General features: G+C 43.0%; 16 protein-coding genes and 1 pseudogene. 10 read left to right on the plus strand and 7 right to left on the minus strand.

The annotated features are described in order from the left end of the window. Nucleotides 1–81 precede the first annotated feature (81 nt). From H6G86_RS39670 to H6G86_RS26980, 5 genes and pseudogenes are all read right to left on the minus strand, one after another. Nucleotides 82–693: pseudogene (locus H6G86_RS39670) on the minus strand (leucine-rich repeat domain-containing protein); the annotation flags it as partial. A gap of 12 nt (nucleotides 694–705) precedes the next feature. Continuing rightward, entirely contained in the window at nucleotides 706–1395 is a 690-nt protein-coding gene (locus tag H6G86_RS26965) for a leucine-rich repeat domain-containing protein (RefSeq protein ID WP_190936890.1), read from the minus strand. A 97-nt stretch (nucleotides 1396–1492) separates the two neighbouring features. Further along, entirely contained in the window at nucleotides 1493–1630 is a 138-nt protein-coding gene (locus H6G86_RS26970) for a hypothetical protein (RefSeq protein ID WP_190936891.1), read from the minus strand. Between the two features lie 105 nt (nucleotides 1631–1735). Further along, nucleotides 1736–4549, minus strand: coding sequence for an ATP-binding protein (locus tag H6G86_RS26975; RefSeq protein WP_190936892.1), 2814 nt, complete (start codon nucleotides 4547–4549; stop codon nucleotides 1736–1738). Between the two features lie 166 nt (nucleotides 4550–4715). Further along, nucleotides 4716–6284, minus strand: a complete 1569-nt coding sequence (locus tag H6G86_RS26980; protein ID WP_190936893.1) for a GMC oxidoreductase — start codon at nucleotides 6282–6284, stop codon at nucleotides 4716–4718. A gap of 391 nt (nucleotides 6285–6675) precedes the next feature. Here H6G86_RS26980 and H6G86_RS26985 point away from each other — a divergent pair, with 391 nt between their 5' ends. The 4 genes from H6G86_RS26985 (at nucleotide 6676) to H6G86_RS27000 (ending at nucleotide 9753) form a co-directional block, all read left to right on the plus strand. Beyond that, a complete protein-coding gene (locus H6G86_RS26985; RefSeq protein ID WP_190936894.1) occupies nucleotides 6676–7857 on the plus strand; it encodes an RNA-guided endonuclease InsQ/TnpB family protein in 1182 nt (393 codons plus the stop codon). Between the two features lie 60 nt (nucleotides 7858–7917). After that, on the plus strand, nucleotides 7918–8559 hold the full coding sequence (tmk, locus tag H6G86_RS26990; protein ID WP_190936895.1) for a dTMP kinase: 642 nt from the start codon (nucleotides 7918–7920) through the stop codon (nucleotides 8557–8559). Between the two features lie 391 nt (nucleotides 8560–8950). After that, a complete protein-coding gene (locus tag H6G86_RS26995; protein ID WP_190936896.1) occupies nucleotides 8951–9457 on the plus strand; it encodes a hypothetical protein in 507 nt (168 codons plus the stop codon). A 5-nt stretch (nucleotides 9458–9462) separates the two neighbouring features. Then, nucleotides 9463–9753: a hypothetical protein gene (locus tag H6G86_RS27000; protein ID WP_114085735.1), complete on the plus strand. Its 291-nt coding sequence runs from the start codon at nucleotides 9463–9465 to the stop codon at nucleotides 9751–9753. A 185-nt stretch (nucleotides 9754–9938) separates the two neighbouring features. On the opposite strand, the gene H6G86_RS27005 is transcribed toward H6G86_RS27000, so the two are convergent. Next, complete coding sequence (locus H6G86_RS27005; RefSeq protein WP_190936897.1) at nucleotides 9939–10595, minus strand: DUF3386 domain-containing protein; 657 nt, start codon at nucleotides 10593–10595, stop codon at nucleotides 9939–9941. A gap of 107 nt (nucleotides 10596–10702) precedes the next feature. On the opposite strand from H6G86_RS27005, the gene H6G86_RS27010 reads away from it, so the two are divergent. The 4 genes from H6G86_RS27010 to ssuE all read left to right on the plus strand — a co-directional run bounded on the left by H6G86_RS27010 (nucleotide 10703) and on the right by ssuE (nucleotide 14294). Then, the gene (locus H6G86_RS27010) at nucleotides 10703–11377 is read left to right on the plus strand and encodes a LuxR C-terminal-related transcriptional regulator (RefSeq protein ID WP_190936908.1); all 675 of its coding nucleotides are present in this window, start codon (nucleotides 10703–10705) and stop codon (nucleotides 11375–11377) included. Nucleotides 11378–11658: 281 nt separating this feature from the next. After that, the gene (locus H6G86_RS27015) at nucleotides 11659–12237 is read left to right on the plus strand and encodes an rRNA large subunit pseudouridine synthase E (RefSeq protein ID WP_190936898.1); all 579 of its coding nucleotides are present in this window, start codon (nucleotides 11659–11661) and stop codon (nucleotides 12235–12237) included. Nucleotides 12238–12505: 268 nt separating this feature from the next. Next, a complete protein-coding gene (gene ssuD / locus H6G86_RS27020) occupies nucleotides 12506–13663 on the plus strand; it encodes an FMNH2-dependent alkanesulfonate monooxygenase (RefSeq protein ID WP_190936899.1) in 1158 nt (385 codons plus the stop codon). Between the two features lie 64 nt (nucleotides 13664–13727). Next, the gene (gene ssuE / locus H6G86_RS27025; protein ID WP_190936900.1) at nucleotides 13728–14294 is read left to right on the plus strand and encodes an NADPH-dependent FMN reductase; all 567 of its coding nucleotides are present in this window, start codon (nucleotides 13728–13730) and stop codon (nucleotides 14292–14294) included. Nucleotides 14295–14765: 471 nt separating this feature from the next. On the opposite strand, the gene H6G86_RS27030 is transcribed toward ssuE, so the two are convergent. Beyond that, entirely contained in the window at nucleotides 14766–15191 is a 426-nt protein-coding gene (locus tag H6G86_RS27030) for an META domain-containing protein (protein ID WP_190936901.1), read from the minus strand. Between the two features lie 437 nt (nucleotides 15192–15628). Here H6G86_RS27030 and H6G86_RS27035 point away from each other — a divergent pair, with 437 nt between their 5' ends. Beyond that, nucleotides 15629–16966: an FAD-binding oxidoreductase gene (locus H6G86_RS27035; RefSeq protein WP_190936902.1), complete on the plus strand. Its 1338-nt coding sequence runs from the start codon at nucleotides 15629–15631 to the stop codon at nucleotides 16964–16966. 54 nt (nucleotides 16967–17020) lie between these two features. Then, the gene (locus H6G86_RS27040; protein ID WP_190936903.1) at nucleotides 17021–18376 is read left to right on the plus strand and encodes a (Fe-S)-binding protein; all 1356 of its coding nucleotides are present in this window, start codon (nucleotides 17021–17023) and stop codon (nucleotides 18374–18376) included. The last annotated feature ends 187 nt before the right edge of the window (nucleotides 18377–18563 follow it).

The raw sequence follows: 18563 nt of genomic DNA on the forward strand, positions 1-18563 counted from the left end.
AGGCAGTGATGTCAGATTATTCCCATGAGTCACGTCTTTATAAAATGTATTAGAGGAAATTTGTTTTCCTCCTAAGCAAAGTTTTTTTAACTGTGTTAAATTACCGAATTCATTAGGAAGCTGCTCAATTTTATTGTCGATCACATAAAGTTCTCTCAATTTTTGCAAGCTTGTAATTACGTTCGGAAACGAGACAAATTCATTTCCAGAAAGTGACAATACAGTTAGTTTCGTTAGATTTTTGGTTGATTCTGGCAGTTGAGTCAGTTTGTTATACGATAGGTCAAGCTGTTGCAACTGGGTCAGGGATGTGATCGCCTCTGGCAGTTCGGCCAGTTGGTTATCAGAGAGGTTAAGATTTTGCAACTGTATCAGCGATGCGATTACCTCTGGCAGTTGGGTCAATTGGTTGTATGAGAGGTCAAGGTGTTGCAACTGTATCAGGGATGCGATCGCTTCTGGCAGTTGGGTCAGTTGGTTGTCGAAGAGGTAAAGCTGTTGCAACCCAGTCAGGGATGCGAGCGCCTCTGGCAGTTGGGTCAATTGGTTGTTGCGGAGGTCAAGCTGTTGCAACACAGTCAGGGATGCGAGCGCCTCTGGCAGTGCCGTCAGTACGTTGTAGGAGAGGTTAAGTGTTTGCAACTGTATCAGGGATGCGATCGCTTCTGGCAGTTGGGTCAGTTGGTTGTTGCGGAGGTAAAGCTCTTACAACCCAGTCAGGGATGCGATCGCTTCTGGCAGTTCTGTCAATTGGTTGTTCTGGAGGAAAAGCACTTGCAAACCAATCAGGGATGCGATCGCTTCTGGCAGTTCGATCAGTTGGTTGTTGTCGAGGTCAAGCACTTGCAACCCAGTCAAGGATGCGATCACTTCTGGCAGTTCTGTCAATTGGTTGTTCTGGAGGAAAAGCACTTGCAACCCAGTCAGGGATACGATCGCTTCTGGCAGTTCGGCCAGTTGGTTGTTCTGGAGGTCAAGCCGTTGCAACCCAGTCAGGGATGCGATCGCTTCTGGCAGTTCGGTCAGTTGGTTGTTGCGGAGGTAAAGCTCTTGCAACCCAGTCAGGGATGCGATCGCTTCTGGTAGTTCTGTCAATTGGTTGTCGGAGAGGGAAAGCTGTTGCAATCCAGTCAGGGATGCGATCGCCTCTGGCAGTTCTGTCAATTGGTTGTTGCGGAGGTTAAGCTCTTGCAACTGAGTCAGGGATGCGATCGCTTCTGGCAGTTCGGTCAGTTGGTTGTTGGAGAGATTAAGCTGTTGCAACCGAGTCAGGGATGCGATCGCTTCTGGCAGTTCGGTCAGTTGGTTGTTGCTGAGATCGAGTTTTATTGCTCCCTCTTGCCGTGCCTTTTCAATGCGCTGCTCTGCTTTTTGATAAGCTTTATCTCTTGCCATGAGCAAATCCTTTCTTTAACTACCAAAATCGGAGTAATAGCCAGACTCTTATTCTAATGTCAAAAGTAGATTCAGCTTGGTACAGAATTTCATTAATTTATAGCGAATTAAATTTGGCCATACCCTGCATTGTTAGTGCATCGGCTTGCATTGTTAATGCGTCGGCTTGCATTGTTAGTGCATCGGTCTGCATTGTTAATGCGTTGGCTTGCATTGTTAATGCATCAGCCTGCATTGTTAATGCGTTATTTTGTATTAAAAACGCTACGCTTTTACGTAAAACTGTACCTGTTTATTTTATTTTAGTTAAAAATTTAATTACGTCAGATGATGTTGATAATTAGATAGTTTGCTGATTTAGCGGAATTACAATTACAAATTCTGTCCCCTTGCCAGGAGCAGAAATACATTCTAATTTTCCCTGATGTTTTTGAGTAATAATCTGATAACTAATAGATAAACCTAATCCCGTACCTTTCCCAACTGGTTTAGTAGTAAAGAATGGTTCAAACAACTGTTTTTGTACTTTTTCTGGAATGCCTGTACCATTATCAGCAATGCAAATGACTACCTGATTATCGCTAGTGAGTTTAGTATGAATGCGTATCTGGGGAGTAGAAAGCGCTTTTTCCCCTACTTCCCACTCACCATTCTCCACTGCCTCTTCTAAAGCATCGATCGCATTTGCTAGAAGATTCATAAATACCTGATTCAGTTGTCCGGCATAACATTCTACTAATGGCAAATCGCCGTACTCTTTGATGATGTCAATTGTTAGAGAGTTAGATTTAGCCTTGAGTCGATGTTCTAGAATGAGCAATGTATTATCTATACCATCATGGATATTTACAGCTTTCATCTCTGTTTCATCTAACCGAGAAAAGTTTCGCAGAGATAGGACAATTTCTGTGATTCTTTCGGCACCAACGGTCATAGAAGTTAACAACTTTGGCAAGTCTGCCATCAAGAAATCTAGGTCGATGGCTTCTGTTTCTTTTTGAATTTCCGTTACTGGATTAGGATAGTTTTGCTGATATAATTGCAGTAGTCTCAATAAATCTTGGATATATTGATTGGCATAGCTAACATTGCCATAAATAAAATTGATTGGGTTGTTGATTTCATGCGCTACACCTGCTACCAACTGCCCCAAACTGGACATTTTTTCACTACGCACGAGTTGAGATGCTAAATGATTTGCCTCTTGGCGTAATTGTGCTTCTGAATATCGCAATATCTGCTCTGCTTGTTTGCGCTGGGTAATGTCGTGGAGAATGACGACATACTCTTGAAAATCCTGATGCGGCCTGTCTGAGATAGAAACTTCTAGGATTTTGTTTTTGGCATTGCGGAGTAAGGTTTGTTCGCTGCGTTTTGTCCACTCGTCTGGATAGTAGACTAATGCAGTTAGCCATTTGTTGAGGTGATTTCCCTCTAACTCAGATGGGTTGACACCAAAGAAAGATTCAGTGGCTGGATTCGCCTGCTGGATAATACCTTGATCGTCCACAACTAAAATACCATCTTGGGCAACAGTAAATAGGTGTTCGGCAGCTTCACGGGCTTCTGCGATCGCAACCACTTGCGGTAAACTTGTCCAACAAGCGATCGCTACTCCCACAAATGCCACCGTCATCAGCAGCACCACAAATAGGTTTTCACCCCCTGCACTTGTCGCTTTATTAAGTTTGTCACCAAACAACCAGCCAACTGCCACTGCGCTGCATAGTAAAAAAATCAGGATGATCACCTGGAGAACTACCGAGTCCTTGATAATTACCTGAGAGCGTGTGCGATATCGCTGCCTCCACCAACTGGGATGAAATGGAGGGAATTTCACCCGGCGAATAACTGCATCTATTCCCATAACCCCAATGGGAAATAATAGCCCAATTAGCAAGTTGAGCCAACCCCAGGCAAGTCCGCCCACCACTAGCACCACAACTTCTAACAGCAGAATCACCAGAGATATGCGAGGGAACAAAACTTCCGAGCGATCGCGCCGCAGCCAAAGCCCCAAATGCAATAACATAAAGGAGACAAACCAGCCAACATTACCAACGGCTACGATTCGTGCGACATCTCCCCAAATCAAATAAATCAGGCACAACACCAGTGTTAATGTCAGTGCTGGCGCAAATACACCCCGACGTGAAACAACGGAAAATACAGGTGAGATGTGTTTGTCTAAAGCCAACTGATACAAAATCCGAGGACAATTAGAAACAACCGTTGCCGAACCTAAAAGACAAGCAGCTACTAGCAAAAAGGAAACACTTATAGCTGCTGATTTTCCCCAGAAAGGTTGGGAAGCTGCCACAAGATTCATAAAAGCATTGTCTTTGAGGCTGGGATCGGTTGCTAACCGCATCATTACCCAAGATCCCCCCAAAAAGATAGGTGGCATCATCCATGCTGCAACATCTAGAAAACGTAGCGTCTGGGTGGGTTGGCGGCTATCGGCGACAAAAGAAGAAGCCGTTTCACAACTGTAGGTGGCATAAGTGACGAAAAAGAACCACTTGGCCCAATCGACAAAACCCAGAGATGACCAATTGCTAGGAAAAAACCCAGGACTATCACCAGAGAAAGCTAACCAGCCAAGACCCTGTACACAGAAGGTAATTAGCAATCCAAAGGCTGGAATTACAAAAAATAAATGTAAAATACTTAGGGCGCGAGTTCCACTAAACGCGACTATAAATGGCAACAGTGTAAAGCCAATATCTAAAAGTATTTCTGGACAGGCAATACCCAGCGCCTCCAAATTCACCTTAATTAAATCTTTGAGAACGATGGTATTAACTGACAGGTAGGAAACCCAGTTGAGCAAGTATCCAATTGCTGCATAGCAAGCTATTCCTGGATAGTTTTGCAGCAACTTAGTAGCATAGTTAGGCGTTCCTCCAGCCACATTTATAAAATGCATACCCAAGCGTTTTACCTGGTAGTTGAGCAGCATTCCAAAAATCACCGCAGGTATCCAGACAAAAATAGCTTGGGGACCGAGAGCAGCATGAATTGCTGGAACCAATGCTGTCCAGGAAATATGAGCTGTTAAACCAAAACCCCAACTTTCAACAGCACTTAAGCTTCTAGTCAAGCGCGGGTAAGAAGATTGGCCCAAAGTGGGATGAGCAGGATGGGACATCATTGGCTGTGTTGGGTGGGATACTGTAATTAAACTTATTAGCTAGAGTTCCCATCTTCTAAATGTTCTGAACAGAGACTTTTTGCTCGAAATCATAACATATTCACAACACCAGCATTTCTTTACACCATAATTTAGTCTTTCAGGTGTAGCTTATAGTAGCCTATCTTTACTCCCACTCCATGCTTTCAGGAAGCTTCTTATTGAGAAAGCGATCCATGCACCGCTCCGCTAAAGCCGCGATGGTTAGCGATGGGTTAGTACAGGCAGTCGAACCAGGAATCAGAGAACCATCTACAACAAACAAATTAGAATAGCCGTGGACTTTGCCGTAAGTGTTGCATACAGCACCCATAGTTGCACCACCAAGGGGATGCGCTGTCGCGCTAAAGTCAAGTGGTGCGCCAAAAGTTGTACCATTCGCTTGATTTAGCCGTTGGTAAGTATACTGATTAGCCTGGGTAATTTTCTGATTATTGGCTGAGTCTTTTGGCCAGAATAGATTAGCTGATTGCGTAGAAGTATTGTAAGTCAGATAGCCCTCTGGCTTGGCGATCGCTAGGCTAATAGGAGCTAAGACACCTTGGGGAACTATGGGAAAAGGAAGCTGCTCAATGACTAATGGCGCGATGGGATTGTCCAAGTCTTCAATTACTACCGATGCTGGCCCGCCCAATGTGGCATTAGTTTGACCAGAGGTAACGATTGCACTCACCGCATCACCGTTAGTTCCCCACAATTTTCCGACTTGATTGTTTAGGCGACCCAATGTCCCATTATGCTTGGCACGTAAAAGCAATTCGGTGGTGCCAATGGAACCGGCTGCTAAAAACAGATAACGACAGATAAAGAATTTTTTAGCCAGCACAACTCCCCGCTCATCGATTTGATTGCAGGTAACTCGGTAACGCCCAGCATGGTATTCTTCGATCGTGTTGACTACATGTAGGGGTCGAATTTCCACCTTTTTAGTAGCTTCTGCCCTGCTCAGATAATTTCGATCTAAGCTATTTTTCGCACCACTGTTAAGACCATAGTAAACTTGACCTGCGATCGCCGAAGGAACCTTCTTACCCGCAATTTCTTGGCGAACGATATCCCAATCAACAGCTACATCAAGTTTGCGGGCTTTTAAACCAGCTTTGGCTGCTTGCTCTAATAAAATACGGCTTGCTAAATAGTAGTCAGTTTTTAGAATATCATCCGGTATGGGAGATGGTTTGAGGACGGAACGCACCCTTGGATAGTAAACTTTATCCAGTTCCTCATATTTGATGCTGCGTGGAAAGACTTGATAAAAAAGTTCTTTAGTTGGCTGATAACTGACAGCATTGTAGACTAGCGAACCGCCTCCCACCCCTGCTCCACGATAAGCAATAATGCCATCGCCTACCTTAACATCCAGGACACCAGTATAAATATCAATTGGAACTTGGTTGAATATAACTGTAGTCGGACTTAACCAAGTAGACCGACCATCTGGGTTTTGATATGTGGAGAAAGTATTACCTGCATTGGTTATTGGCCATCGTCGTCCCCGTTCCAATACTATGGTTTTAATTCCAGCTTCACCAAGGCGCAATGCTGCAACTGCTCCACCAAAACCGCTACCAATCACCAGCGCTTCTACACATTCTTCACCACGATAGGTTGCAGAAGCAATCTTAGATACGCCTATGCTTGCAGTTGCTGCCAGTGTTGCCCGAATAAATTGACGACGTTTAATTACGCCTGACATACTTGATTTCCTGTACGAGTTGATTATGCACCGACACGTTGACATACCAGTTGAAATAACTAGCTGTAATTGATGTCTTTAAGGAATTACAGAAGTAACTTAAAAATCTAGACCACCTGGTTATGGCAACTTCTGTTACATTCGTTGCACAATCCCAAAAATATCAGTATCAAAAATCGTTGATCTGCCAAATTGCCAAAAACTTGTTTTTGTGTATTTAGAGACTGGTGAATTGCGGGGTAGTTGTCTCACCCACCTGTAACACTTCACCAAACACCTCGCGCCGTGGAAGCCCCTGGCTTGTCTTCGACACGCTGCGCGAACAGACATGGGGGTAAGGCGCAGGCTTTATTTTTCGCCGTGAGTAATTCACATGTGATATAAATTTCTCATGGAACAACTACTGACATTGGTTTGCAAGCTTAACCCTACCCCTCAACAAGTTGCCCAAATTGAGGCAATATTGAAGGCGTTTGCGGATGCTTGCAACTATACCAATGAGCAGGTTAAGCCCCATATAACTAGTAAAACAACCATTCAAAACCTTGTTTATCAAGACGTGCGTTCTTTGTTTGGGTTGTCTGCTAATTTGGCAGTCAGGGCTTGTGCCAGAGTAGGGGCAAACCGCAAAACTGCCAAACAGAAGAACAGACCAGTTAAATTTTTCAAGCCTACTAGCGCCGACTACGACGCTAGAATTTTTGCGTTTAGAGAGAAAAACTGGACTGTTAGCCTTACTTTGATTGAAGGCAGGGAGCATATCAAACTTGATGTGGGCAACTACCAGCGAGGTAAGCTCAAAGGGAGCAAACCAACATCGGCGCAATTGTGTAAGCATCGGGATGGTTCCTACTACATTCATATTCAAATCAAAGATGAGGTTCCTGAACCACTCAAACCCACCAACGTTATTGGTGTAGACTTTGGGCGTAGGGATATCGCTGTAACCAGCAACGGGGATAAATGGGACGGTAAGCAAATAAACGAGATTCGAGATAGATACGCCAAAACTAGAGCTTCTCTCCAACAAAAAGCTACGAAAGGCACAAGGTCTACTCGCCGCAGGGCAAGGCAGATTTTGCAACGGTTGTCGGGCAGAGAGAGAAGATTCCAGCAATGGCTTAATCATCAAATCAGCTATCGCATTATTCAAAAAGCAAAATCTAGTAGTGCGATTGTGGCAATTGAAAATCTGACTGGAATTAGGGAGCGCACCAACCAGCAACCCAGAAATAAGGTTGAGCGCAGAAGGTCTAACTCTTGGTCGTTCTATCAATTGCGCTCCTTCCTGGAATACAAAGGGATTAAGGAAAGAGTTGAGGTGATTGCAGTACCACCTGCCTACACAAGCCAAACCTGCCACCAATGCTTGCATATTGGGTTGAGGTCGGATAAGCGTTTCAAATGTGGTAACTGTGGGTGGCATGGCGACGCTGATTTGAATGGTGCAAAGATGATTTCTTTATTGGGGCAATCTGTAAGCTTGCCTGGAGGTTCGGGTTATTTGTGTTGTAATCTCAGCACGGATAGCTCAGGGCTACTACAAAGCCCCGCCCTAAAGGGCTGGGGTTAGCTTACGCTATTCTTGATCAAACGTCAGCGAACAAGTTTATTGCAGCGAACTTTAAAAAGCATGGGTGGCAAATTAATTGTATTTGAAGGGGTGGAAGGCTGCGGCAAAACCAGCCAAATGCAGCTTTGTTCTCAGTGGTTGGAAAGTTTGGGTGTTTCTGTGGTGGTCACTCGTGAACCAGGGGGAACAGAGTTAGGCTTACATCTTCGCCGCTTACTACTAGAGAAGGCAGAGGATAAACCAGTTGCAGAAGTGACAGAACTTTTATTGTATGCTGCTGACCGATCGCAACACGTGGAACAAGAACTTAAACCAAATCTCGCAGCAGGGAAATATATTTTATGCGATCGCTACACTGACTCTACCATTGCCTACCAAGGATATGGTCGCGGTTTGAATATGAGTTTAATCAATCAGCTTAACTATATTGCCACTGCTGGCTTAGAGAGTGACTTAACTATTTGGCTAGATATCGATGTCGAAGTTGGACTAACCCGCAAACGGGGAGATGGAATCGGATTAGACCGCATTGAACAAGAAACAATCGCTTTTCATCGGCGCGTTCAGCAAGGATACGCAGAGTTAGCAGCATCTTATCCTTCAAGAATTGTGCGGGTAGATGGCAGCTTGAGTAAAGAAGCTGTGCAACAAGTAATTCAAGGAATTCTGCGCGTACACCTGAAGGCAATACAGTTCGGATAAGCATTTTTCACTTTCCTTGTGGTCTGGGTAAAGGGTAAGGGGTAAAGGGGAAAGGATGTATTCAAAACATGAGTCCCTTTCCCCTTTACCCTTTAACCTAACCGTATTGCATCTGAAGGGGTTGCCATAGGTATCGTCTCAAATTTTGAAGTGTTTACTTAACTGTCTTAACTGTCCTTGCATCCTTGCTTTAAGCCTGAGAATATAAAAGACGTGGCATTTTCCGATTCCACACCCGAATTTAAGACCATTGCATTGCTCACAAAAGCGTTGGCGCAGACAGCCGCAGGCATCGTTATCTTCAGGGGTCTAACAAACCCACTACACTGAAACGAAGCTTAATTTGCCATTTTTTATATATTTCAATAAAAGCTTGGGAGGAAGAGTTTGTATGAAATTTAAGTCTGTTTCCATAGGTATTGGTTTAAGCATTCTTAGTTTTTCAGTTAGTTCATTCCCACGGACTGTATTCAATTCACCACGAGTCCTTGCCCAAGAAGTTAGTTCTTCATGTCCTCTACCATCTGATATTGCCGTTACCTTCCTAAATTCTAAATGTGAAGAAGTCAAACTAGAGGAGCCTAAGACTTTTTATCGTTACTATAGTAGCAGCGAGAATAGATATGGTAGGTATTTAACAACTGATAAATACGAAATAAATGTAGAAGTAATTAGGAATTTAGCTCTCAATCAATCATGGGGCAATAAAGCCACTATGATTCAACCAGTTACTTTGCCGGCAGGAACGACAGTTTATCAAGGTATTGTTGCCCCTCAAACTCCCACTCAATGCTATCCTGGCGGTGGTCAACAGACTTTTATTAAAGATACAAGAGATCCAAACATTAAGTGGTCTGAGGGACAAAATATCATCGAAAAAGATTTTAGTTGTCCGTAAAAATTATGGAAAACAAGACAGAAGAATTCATCAAATTGCTCGATAAAGCTCTTGAGATTGCCGAACAGATTCGTAGAGATAAACAACCAGAATTTAAACATTCAGAGCGTTTAAACAATCTGATCGGTGCCCTAGAATCTATTAAAAGTAAGACGCTGATTGGTAAACTTGAAGCATCAGGAGGAATCTCAACCCTTGGGCTGGCTCGTGAAGTGGCTGATTGGATTGAGCCGTTAGATTCGCCATTATTAAAAGCTGTAGGCACGATAGAGGAATATTACCAAAAATATCTCTAAATACTACAGGTTTAATAAGTAAAGCGGATCGCCCTTTAGCCCAATATCAACTCAGCTATCGATATTCTTGCATATCAAGCTCTCTTTTTAAAACCTCATATTCATCAATCAGAATGTAAAAAAAAGCGTTCGCATCCTTAAACTAAGAAAAAGCGATCGCTAATTTTTTAACTACAAAATAGAGATTAAGCAGCAACAGGTTCTAACAATTTGATGTCAGAGAAGATAAATTCCTGAATCGATATTTCTCCTGCTGTCTCGGTACGAATCTCCCGACGATTTAGGATAAAATAATCACCAACTTTTTCATATTCATCGACAAATTCGCTTCTACCGCCCTTTTGTTCACCAGTTTTGGGGTCATGGTAAACAGAGTCATAGCGGTGAGACAAGTAGCCTTCTCCGGTGTCGTGGCTGCTGAAGGTGTCAATTGTCACGAAAGTACCGTGGATTAGACGGTGAACATGACACACTTCATTATTGCGGACTTTGTATTTATCGCCCTCAGCCTTACCACCCATTAAAAGCTCAACCGCACCAGTTTCGTCAGTTTTGCCATAGCTAAAGGTATTGGCGCTGTGGGTGTCTTCAAAGCTGCGGCGAACGCGGTGAATTGCTATCTCCCACGCTTGACCATGAATTGCTTTCTGGGCTGGCTCGTCATCTACACCCAAAACTTCGGCTTTGAGATTAGGGCTGATGCGAACTTGACCTGTAAATACTTTATCATCTTGCTTAAAGGTAATATTTGCGGTATAACCGGGAAAATTCTTGTCCCAAGTATAGCGGTTCTCATAAGCAGCCCGGAAAAGTTCCTGAGCAGAGAGTTGTGTAACTGTCATGTGCTTCTCCTAGTCGCTACTGTAAATTAGCGTTTTAGTTTCGTTGGTATTAGCATAGAAGTAATTGTTGAGGCTTGGATAGTCCCCAACTGGGTACACTTATGCTTATGGTTAATTCTCTCCACGCCATATTTCATGCGATCGCCAATGTCCGAAATGAGCAAGAATTAAGGCTAGCTCTCACGGATAAAATTGGTGAGCATTTTGGTGTGCAAAATTGGGGTATTTATCTCCTAGACGATCAGCCAACGGCCCAAATCGATGTTCAGGGTATTCCGGCAGTATGCTTAGAAAGCAATCCAGTCGGGCGCTACGTGGTTGAGCGTCACGCTCCCGCCCATGAGCAGTTATTATTATCACCAGGAGACTGGAAGCATTTTTGCTCGCGTTCTGATCACGAACACGTAATGACTGGGCCAATTGTTTGCGATGGTCGTCTTGTAGGAACACTTAACTTGGCTCGTGATAAGGGAAATCCTGCTTTTAATGGCAACGATCTGGCTGATCTGAGTGCATTATGTATCCATTTATCAGCAAAAATGGCGACTTTACGGACGACAAAACCACAAATATCCAATTCCCTTTTAGTAAGTCCTCTAACAGCGCGTGAGTTAGAAATTGCCGAGTTAGTAGCGCAGGGGTTAACAAACTCAGAAATTGGGGAAAAACTTTGGATTACGCAAAATTCTGTCAAACAAGCTTTGAAGAGGATGTTTCGTAAATTGAAGGTTTCGGCGCGTGCAGAAATGGTGGCAAAACTGCAAGATATCAAAGTTTCTTAGAGGATGTTTATAAAATAAATCTTAAGCAGTTGAGCAACTATGATTGCGGGCTAATCGACGTAACATTAGATGCGTCATAGCGGCGTATATCATGGTTTCGCTTGTTTGAGGATGATATTCGTAATCTTTACTTAGACGACGATAGCGACCAAATTTCCCCTCAAAAATGTTTAAATCTCGTTAGAAAATAAAACCAGGGGGCAGAAGAGCAAGAGAAAAATAATGCCCCATGCCCCATACTTCGACTACGCTCAGTACAAGTGCCCTATGCCCCATGCCCAATGACAAATCATCACCGATATATTATTTTTTACAAACCCTATGGCGTTCTCAGCCAATTTACAAAAGATGCTCCCACACATAGCACCCTGAAAGATTATATAGATGTACCTGATGTCTATCCTGTAGGACGCTTAGATTGGGATAGTGAAGGATTACTGCTGTTAACGAATGATGGACAATTGCAACATCGCCTTGCCCATCCGCGTTTTGGTCACAAACGTACTTACTGGGTACAGGTAGAGCGAATTCCAGATGAAGATGCGATCAAAAGGTTGCAAACAGGCGTAAAAATTCAAGATTACCGCACTCAACCAGCACAAGTTAGGCTCTTATCAAAAGAGCCAGAGCTACCTGAACGCACTCCGCCAATTAGATTTCGCAAAAATGTACCGACAGCTTGGCTGGAAATGACTTTGACAGAGGGAAAAAACCGTCAAGTCCGGCGCATGACTGCGGCTGTTGGGTTTCCAACTTTGCGACTAGTTAGGGTCAGCATAGCCCACCTACGATTAGATGACTTACAATTGGGTCAATGGCGCGACCTCACCACATCTGAACTCCAATTTATTTCCGTTTAGAGACGACAGTAAGAGGGCTAAGGAGCAAGGGGATATCAGGGAATGAGATGGAAAAGGGGGCAAGGAAAATAACCATACCCAATTCCCGATTTCCAATCTTTGCGATCGCTATATTATTGAACACAGCTTAATATACATTGGTTTGATCGGAATACCGGAGTTTCTAAAAAAACTTCTTGCGGGCTTTTGTAGAATATGTGATACTCTACATCTATAAACAAAGCACGGTAGTTCTATCGTTTTACCGTAGTTTAAAAGGACAGGATTCATGCAGCTACTATGGTTCATCCCAACCCACGGCGACGGACGTTACCTTGCAACTGCTACAGGTGGAAGGGCAGTAAGCTTTCCTTATCTGCGGCAGATTGCCCAAGCGGTGGATGACCTTGGTTATACAGGGGCATTGCTGCCCACGGGACGTTCTTGCGAAGATGCTTGGATTGTAGCGTCAACGCTGGTATCGCTGACACGACAGATGCGTTTTTTGGTGGCAATTCGTCCCGGCTTAGTATCCCCTGGAGTAGCGGCGCGGATGGCGGCAACTTTTGATCGTCTCTCTGGAGGACGCTTGCTGATTAATGTCGTGACAGGAGGCGATCCCGTAGAGTTGGCGGGAGATGGCTTGCATTTGGATCACGATCAGCGCTATGAATTAACAGATGAATTTTTGACAGTATGGCGAGCGATCGCTAGTGGAGAACAAGCCAATCTTCAGGGCGATTATCTCAATATTCAAGATGGTAAGCTGCTGTTTCCACCTGTTCAGAAGCCATATCCACCTTTGTGGTTTGGCGGTTCCTCTCCTGTTGCTCAAAAAATTGCTGCAAAGCACGTAGATGTCTACCTGACTTGGGGCGAACCACGGGCGCAAGTAGCCGAGAAGATTTCATTAGTTCGCAGACTTGCAGAAACAGAAGGCCGGACTTTGCGGTTTGGGATTCGTTTACATGTGATTGTGCGCGAAACCGAGAGTGCGGCTTGGGATGCAGCCAATGATTTAATTAAATATGTCGATGACGAAGCGATCGCTAAAGCTCAAAAAGCTTATGCCCGGATGGATTCAGTTGGACAACAACGGATGACTCAATTACACCACGGGAATCGTGAGGCTTTAGAGATTAGTCCGAACCTCTGGGCAGGAGTTGGTTTGGTGCGGGGTGGTGCGGGAACAGCCTTAGTAGGCGATCCTCAAACCATAGCGGCCAGAATGTTGGAATATGCAGATTTAGGTATTGAGTCCTTTATTCTCTCTGGTTATCCCCACCTAGAAGAAGCTTATCGAGTCGCAGAACTTCTATTTCCCCATTTGCCCTTAGAAAATCTGCCAGCAGTAGAGAAGCAACATGTCTTGAGTCCATTTGGCGAGATTGTAGCAAATGAAGATTTCCCTAAGCAGCATAAAGAGAAAGCCACATCCATATCCTAGTAAAGTTTAGGTTATTGGTTATTCCCCATTCCTTATTCCCATTAATACATAAGAGTTTAATTGAATGACAAATATTTTAGCGATCGCAGGTAGCCCAACCCATCCATCTAGAACTTATGGTTTGGTAGAATACAGCGCCAAGCTTTTACAACAAGAAGGCTTGCATGTAGACATTATTTCAGTTCGGGATTTACCTGCTGAAGATTTAGTTTTTGGACGATACGATAGCCCTGCTTTAGAACAGCCAAAAGCTTTATTAGCAAAGGCAGATGGTGTGATTATTGCCACCCCCATTTACAAGGCTGCTTACACAGGAGTGCTGAAGACATTTCTAGATTTGCTCCCACAAAAATCATTGACAGGTAAACCCGTATTACCAATTGCCCTTGGTGGAACGATCGCTCATTTATTGGCAATTGAATATGCTCTAAAACCTGTATTATCTGAATTAGGAGCGCGGCATATCTTAGCTACTGTTTATGCAGTAGACAAACAAATTCAACGGCAAGCCGATAACAGTGTCATCTTAGATGAAGAAATTGACCAAAGGCTCAAAGATGTCCTCAAAGAATTTGTTAAAGCTGTAGCTTATGATGCCGCCGCGCCTCAAGAATTGGTTCATGCCAATTAAATAATCAAGTTTATACCTCCGTTTACTTGTAGCAGACGGGTAATTTCTCCCCATCTGCTACCTTTTTTAAAAGTTAATCAAATTAGCATAAAATTCTATTAAAATAACAACCTGACTGTCTCACAACTTTGCTTCTAAGTTTAAAAAATAATTTTTACAACTAATTTAGGATTGCTATAGATATCAAAATTGTCTCCTAACTCTACCCGTAGTAGATTAGTTAATTTAACTAATCTACTACTTTTTCTTTTGAGATTTTAAAATTGCCGTCAAGATATAAGAAAGTTCCCAATAAAATAGGTTGGATAAGGCTAACACCTTACTCAACCAAAGCGCGATCGCTCTTAATAAGCTAAAAAACATCTAATTTGCATAATCGAATTAAATATAAATAACTCTTGTGGGGTGTGCATCCTGCCCGCCCAGTATATGCAATTTAAATGTGGAACCGCTTACAAGAACATCATAAGTTTATTCAGCTTTAACAAAGCTCAACTTTTTACCGAAATAGTCGGTAATTGTTAGCTTTTGATCTTGTATATCATAAGACTCGGCTGAATTTAGTGTAGAAAAATATTTCTCCCCCTCTTCACCAAGATATATAAGTGGTTTTATTACAGGCCCTAGTAGTTCGACTGTATTCTCTGTCGATTTATAAGAGCCAAAATATGGCACGGGTGCAAAGCCTGTATTTGCATTACCTGTGATTCTGCTTTCATTAGGATCAAAGGCGACTGTAATGTTAAACTGTTCGGGAACAGGAGAATTGTTTAAGGAGGTAAGCTTCCATTTTCCTTCTAAAGCTGCCGCATAGCTAGGGCTTTGAAGCGCCAAACTCAAACTAAACACAACCAGGGCAAAAACGATCACCTTTTTGATGTACTTAAATATATTCATGGTTTCATTCCACCTGAAATTCTAGTTTTAGAATGGATTGTCTAATCTTTCGGTTCCGCTTTATTGAATCAATGAGAAAAAAGCAAACTTAACCATTAAGTAGAGTGCGAAGAAGTTATGTATTTAGATCAACTTAATGGTTAAGGAAAATTAAAGTAATTTTCTATAAACATACTCTTACTCTTTTAATGAAAATGCAAGGGCAGTTAAGACTGTTTAGGCAATTAAGTAAACATTTAATACAATTTTAATATTTTATTAGGTTGGTAATATCAGTAAATCATTCGTTACAAGCGTTGTTTATCGCAAATGAGTAGCGTGGTTCGTGTTGGCGCAGCCCAACCTAGGCATCTACAGCCACCGTATATTAATGGCAATACGCTTTTTTGGTCAGGTTAGCCAGTAAATTAGAGATAGAGCGTAAAAAAATAAACTCAATGAAAGCGATATCTAACGACAAGCCGCAAGGCGTGTGCGCTACTGATTTTGCATCTATTATCGGCGAAGAAAATGCTGTTTGCCTTTGGGAAAATATCGAAATAGGCCAGCAAAAACGTATCCAACAGGCTGTAACTTCTGGCAAACCTCCCACTTGTATCGTCTATCCCCGCACCCAACAGCAACTAGCCGCAGTCATCGCCAAAGCTCACAGTCACAACTGGCGCGTCCTACCCTGTGGTAGTGGCAGTAAACTTAGCTGGGGTGGTTTAGCTAAGGGCGTTGATGTCGTAGTTAGCACAGAACGCATCAACCAACTGATTGAACACGCTGTTGGCGATTTGACTGTCACAGTCGAAGCTGGAATGAAGTTCTCGGATCTCCAGGCACTTTTGGCAAAATCGCGGCAATTTCTCGCCCTTGACCCCACAGCACCGGAGTCAGCAACCATTGGCGGTATTGTCGCCACAGGTGATACAGGTTCTCTGCGGCAACGTTATGGTAGTGTGCGCGACCAGTTACTAGGTGTTACCTTTGTCCGTGCTGATGGAGAAATCGCCAAAGCTGGGGGAAGAGTAGTTAAAAATGTTGCCGGATATGACTTGATGAAGTTGCTTACTGGGTCTTATGGGACATTAGGCTTGATTAGTCAACTGACTTTCCGTGTGTATCCGCTATCAGAGGCATCGGGAACGGTGGTACTAACTGGTAGTGCCGAGGCTGTATCCCAAGCGGCTGATATCCTTCGAGGTTCGGCATTAACACCAGTTCAGGCTGATTTGCTATCAACTAAATTGGTGTCTAGCTTAGGTTTGGGTCAAGGACTGGGATTAATTGCCCGTTTTCAGAGTATTAGTGAGAGTGTTAAAGAACAGTCAAACCGAGTTTTGGAAGTAGGTCAAAAGTTAGGTTTAAATGGGGCAATTTTTGCTGACGCTGATGAAGCTAGTCTATGGCAGAGATTGCAAGAACGAATACATTTTTCTGCCACAGAATCTGTAATTACCTGCAAAATAGGAGTGTTGCCTACTGCTGCTGTAGAGATTTTGACTCAGGTGGGGTTGGGTTTAATTCATATTAGTAGTGGTTTGGGTTTGTTACAATTAGAGGATAAAAATCAAGTTTTGAAAATCCGCGATGAGCTACACTCTGTTGGAAGCAATCGCACTCAAGCTTATAGTGGTTTTTTAACAATTTTGTCAGCACCAATAGCGGTTAAAGAACAAATAGATGTTTGGGGTTATACGGGGAATGCTTTGCCGTTGATGCGCCGTATTAAAGAACAGTTTGATAGTAAGAATATTTTAAGTCCGGGGCGGTTTGTGGTTGGAATTTAAGAAAGAAACCGCAGAGACGCTGAGTGCGCTGAGATAGAGAGGGGAAAGAAAATTATGCAAGTTTCAGAAAATGCTGTTAATAATACGGCTAGTTTAAAGAATTTGAAGGGGTTTGATGAGAGTCATCCGCCTGACCCAAAGTTGATTGATAGTTGTGTACATTGTGGATTTTGTCTTTCGACTTGTCCAAGTTATCGAGTGCTTGGCAAGGAGATGGATTCACCTAGAGGACGCATCTATTTAATGGATGCAATTAATGAGGGTGAGATTGCTCTCAATACGGCAACCGTAGAACATTTTGATTCGTGTTTGGGATGCCTTGCTTGTGTGAGTACTTGTCCTTCTGGTGTGCAGTATGACAAATTGATTTCTGCAACTCGCCACCAAGTTGAACGAAATTATCCCCGCAGTTTGCCAGACCAATTTTTTCGTCAACTGATATTTTCTTTGTTTCCCTATCCCAATCTTTTACGGTTTTTATTAGTTCCGTTGTTGGTTTATCAAAAGTTGGGGTTTGCTAAATTCTTTCGCGCTACAGGTTTACTCAATAAAATATCGCCCCGTTTGGCAGCAATGGAATCAATTCTGCCAGAAATTACCCTCAAATCTTTTAAAGATAATCTGCCTAGTGTGATTCCTGCTAAAGGTGAGAAGCGCTATCGAGTCGGGGTAATTTTGGGATGCGTGCAACGACTGTTTTTCTCCCCAGTTAATGAAGCAACGGTGCGGGTTTTAACAGCGAATGGTTGTGAAGTAGTGATTCCCAAATCTCAAGGTTGTTGTGCAGCGCTTCCTGAACACCAAGGACAAACAGAACAGGCGAAAGCTTTAGCAAGACAGATGATTGATAGTTTTGCTAACACTGATGTCGATTTTGTCATTATCAATGCTGCTGGTTGTGGTCATACTTTAAAAGAATACGGTCATATTTTAGAAGATGACCTCGAATATCGGGAAAAAGCGAAGGATTTTGCAGCTAAAGTTAAAGATGCTCAAGAGTTTTTGGCAACTGTTGGTATAACAGCGAAACTGTCGCCACTCACTGATAAACCCTTGAATTTAGTTTATCAAGATGCCTGTCATTTATTGCATGGTCAAAAGATTAGCGTCCAACCGCGTCAGGTATTGCGACAAATTCCAGGGGTGAAGTTGAGAGAACCTGTAGATGCGGCTTTATGTTGTGGTAGTGCTGGGGTTTATAATATGCTGCAACCAGAAGTTGCTGAAGAATTGGGTCAGCAAAAAGTACAGAATTTGTTGAATACTGGTGCTGAGTTAATTGCTTCTGCTAATCCGGGGTGTACTTTGCAAATTACAAAGCATTTGCAGTTACAAGGTAAGAATATTTCAGTCATTCACCCGATGGAGTTGTTAGATTATTCAATTCGGGGTGAAAAGTTGAAATTGTAGACATTTGCTTTTGTCATCTTTTGGTAAAGCCAGAAAATTACAGGTAGAGGCGCACAGTTGTGCGCCTCTACTATTTGGATATTTTTTTAACGTGAGTTCGAATGGTAATATCACAATACAGCATTTCTTTCTTCTCTCAGTGCCCTCTGCGCCTCTGTGGTTCGTTAAAAAAATTGACTTTGACAAA

Origin of the sequence: Nostoc sp. FACHB-133 (assembly GCF_014698055.1) — a bacterium.
GTDB lineage: Bacteria > Cyanobacteriota > Cyanobacteriia > Cyanobacteriales > Nostocaceae > Nostoc.

What these genes read in the sequence shown, in the direction of transcription:
- H6G86_RS26975 (WP_190936892.1), bottom strand. Translation starts at nt 4,549, where the DNA reads ATGATGTCCCATCCTGCTCATCCCACTTTGGGCCAATCTTCTTACCCG.
- ssuD (WP_190936899.1), top strand. Translation starts at nt 12,506, where the DNA reads ATGCAGCTACTATGGTTCATCCCAACCCACGGCGACGGACGTTACCTT.
- H6G86_RS27000 (WP_114085735.1), top strand. Translation starts at nt 9,463, where the DNA reads ATGGAAAACAAGACAGAAGAATTCATCAAATTGCTCGATAAAGCTCTT.
- H6G86_RS26995 (WP_190936896.1), top strand. Translation starts at nt 8,951, where the DNA reads ATGAAATTTAAGTCTGTTTCCATAGGTATTGGTTTAAGCATTCTTAGT.
- H6G86_RS26980 (WP_190936893.1), bottom strand. Translation starts at nt 6,284, where the DNA reads ATGTCAGGCGTAATTAAACGTCGTCAATTTATTCGGGCAACACTGGCA.
- H6G86_RS27030 (WP_190936901.1), bottom strand. Translation starts at nt 15,191, where the DNA reads ATGAATATATTTAAGTACATCAAAAAGGTGATCGTTTTTGCCCTGGTT.
- H6G86_RS26985 (WP_190936894.1), top strand. Translation starts at nt 6,676, where the DNA reads ATGGAACAACTACTGACATTGGTTTGCAAGCTTAACCCTACCCCTCAA.
- ssuE (WP_190936900.1), top strand. Translation starts at nt 13,728, where the DNA reads ATGACAAATATTTTAGCGATCGCAGGTAGCCCAACCCATCCATCTAGA.
- H6G86_RS26965 (WP_190936890.1), bottom strand. Translation starts at nt 1,395, where the DNA reads ATGGCAAGAGATAAAGCTTATCAAAAAGCAGAGCAGCGCATTGAAAAG.
- H6G86_RS27010 (WP_190936908.1), top strand. Translation starts at nt 10,703, where the DNA reads ATGGTTAATTCTCTCCACGCCATATTTCATGCGATCGCCAATGTCCGA.
- H6G86_RS27035 (WP_190936902.1), top strand. Translation starts at nt 15,629, where the DNA reads ATGAAAGCGATATCTAACGACAAGCCGCAAGGCGTGTGCGCTACTGAT.
- H6G86_RS26970 (WP_190936891.1), bottom strand. Translation starts at nt 1,630, where the DNA reads ATGCAGGCTGATGCATTAACAATGCAAGCCAACGCATTAACAATGCAG.
- H6G86_RS27005 (WP_190936897.1), bottom strand. Translation starts at nt 10,595, where the DNA reads ATGACAGTTACACAACTCTCTGCTCAGGAACTTTTCCGGGCTGCTTAT.
- tmk (WP_190936895.1), top strand. Translation starts at nt 7,918, where the DNA reads ATGGGTGGCAAATTAATTGTATTTGAAGGGGTGGAAGGCTGCGGCAAA.
- H6G86_RS27015 (WP_190936898.1), top strand. Translation starts at nt 11,659, where the DNA reads ATGACAAATCATCACCGATATATTATTTTTTACAAACCCTATGGCGTT.
- H6G86_RS27040 (WP_190936903.1), top strand. Translation starts at nt 17,021, where the DNA reads ATGCAAGTTTCAGAAAATGCTGTTAATAATACGGCTAGTTTAAAGAAT.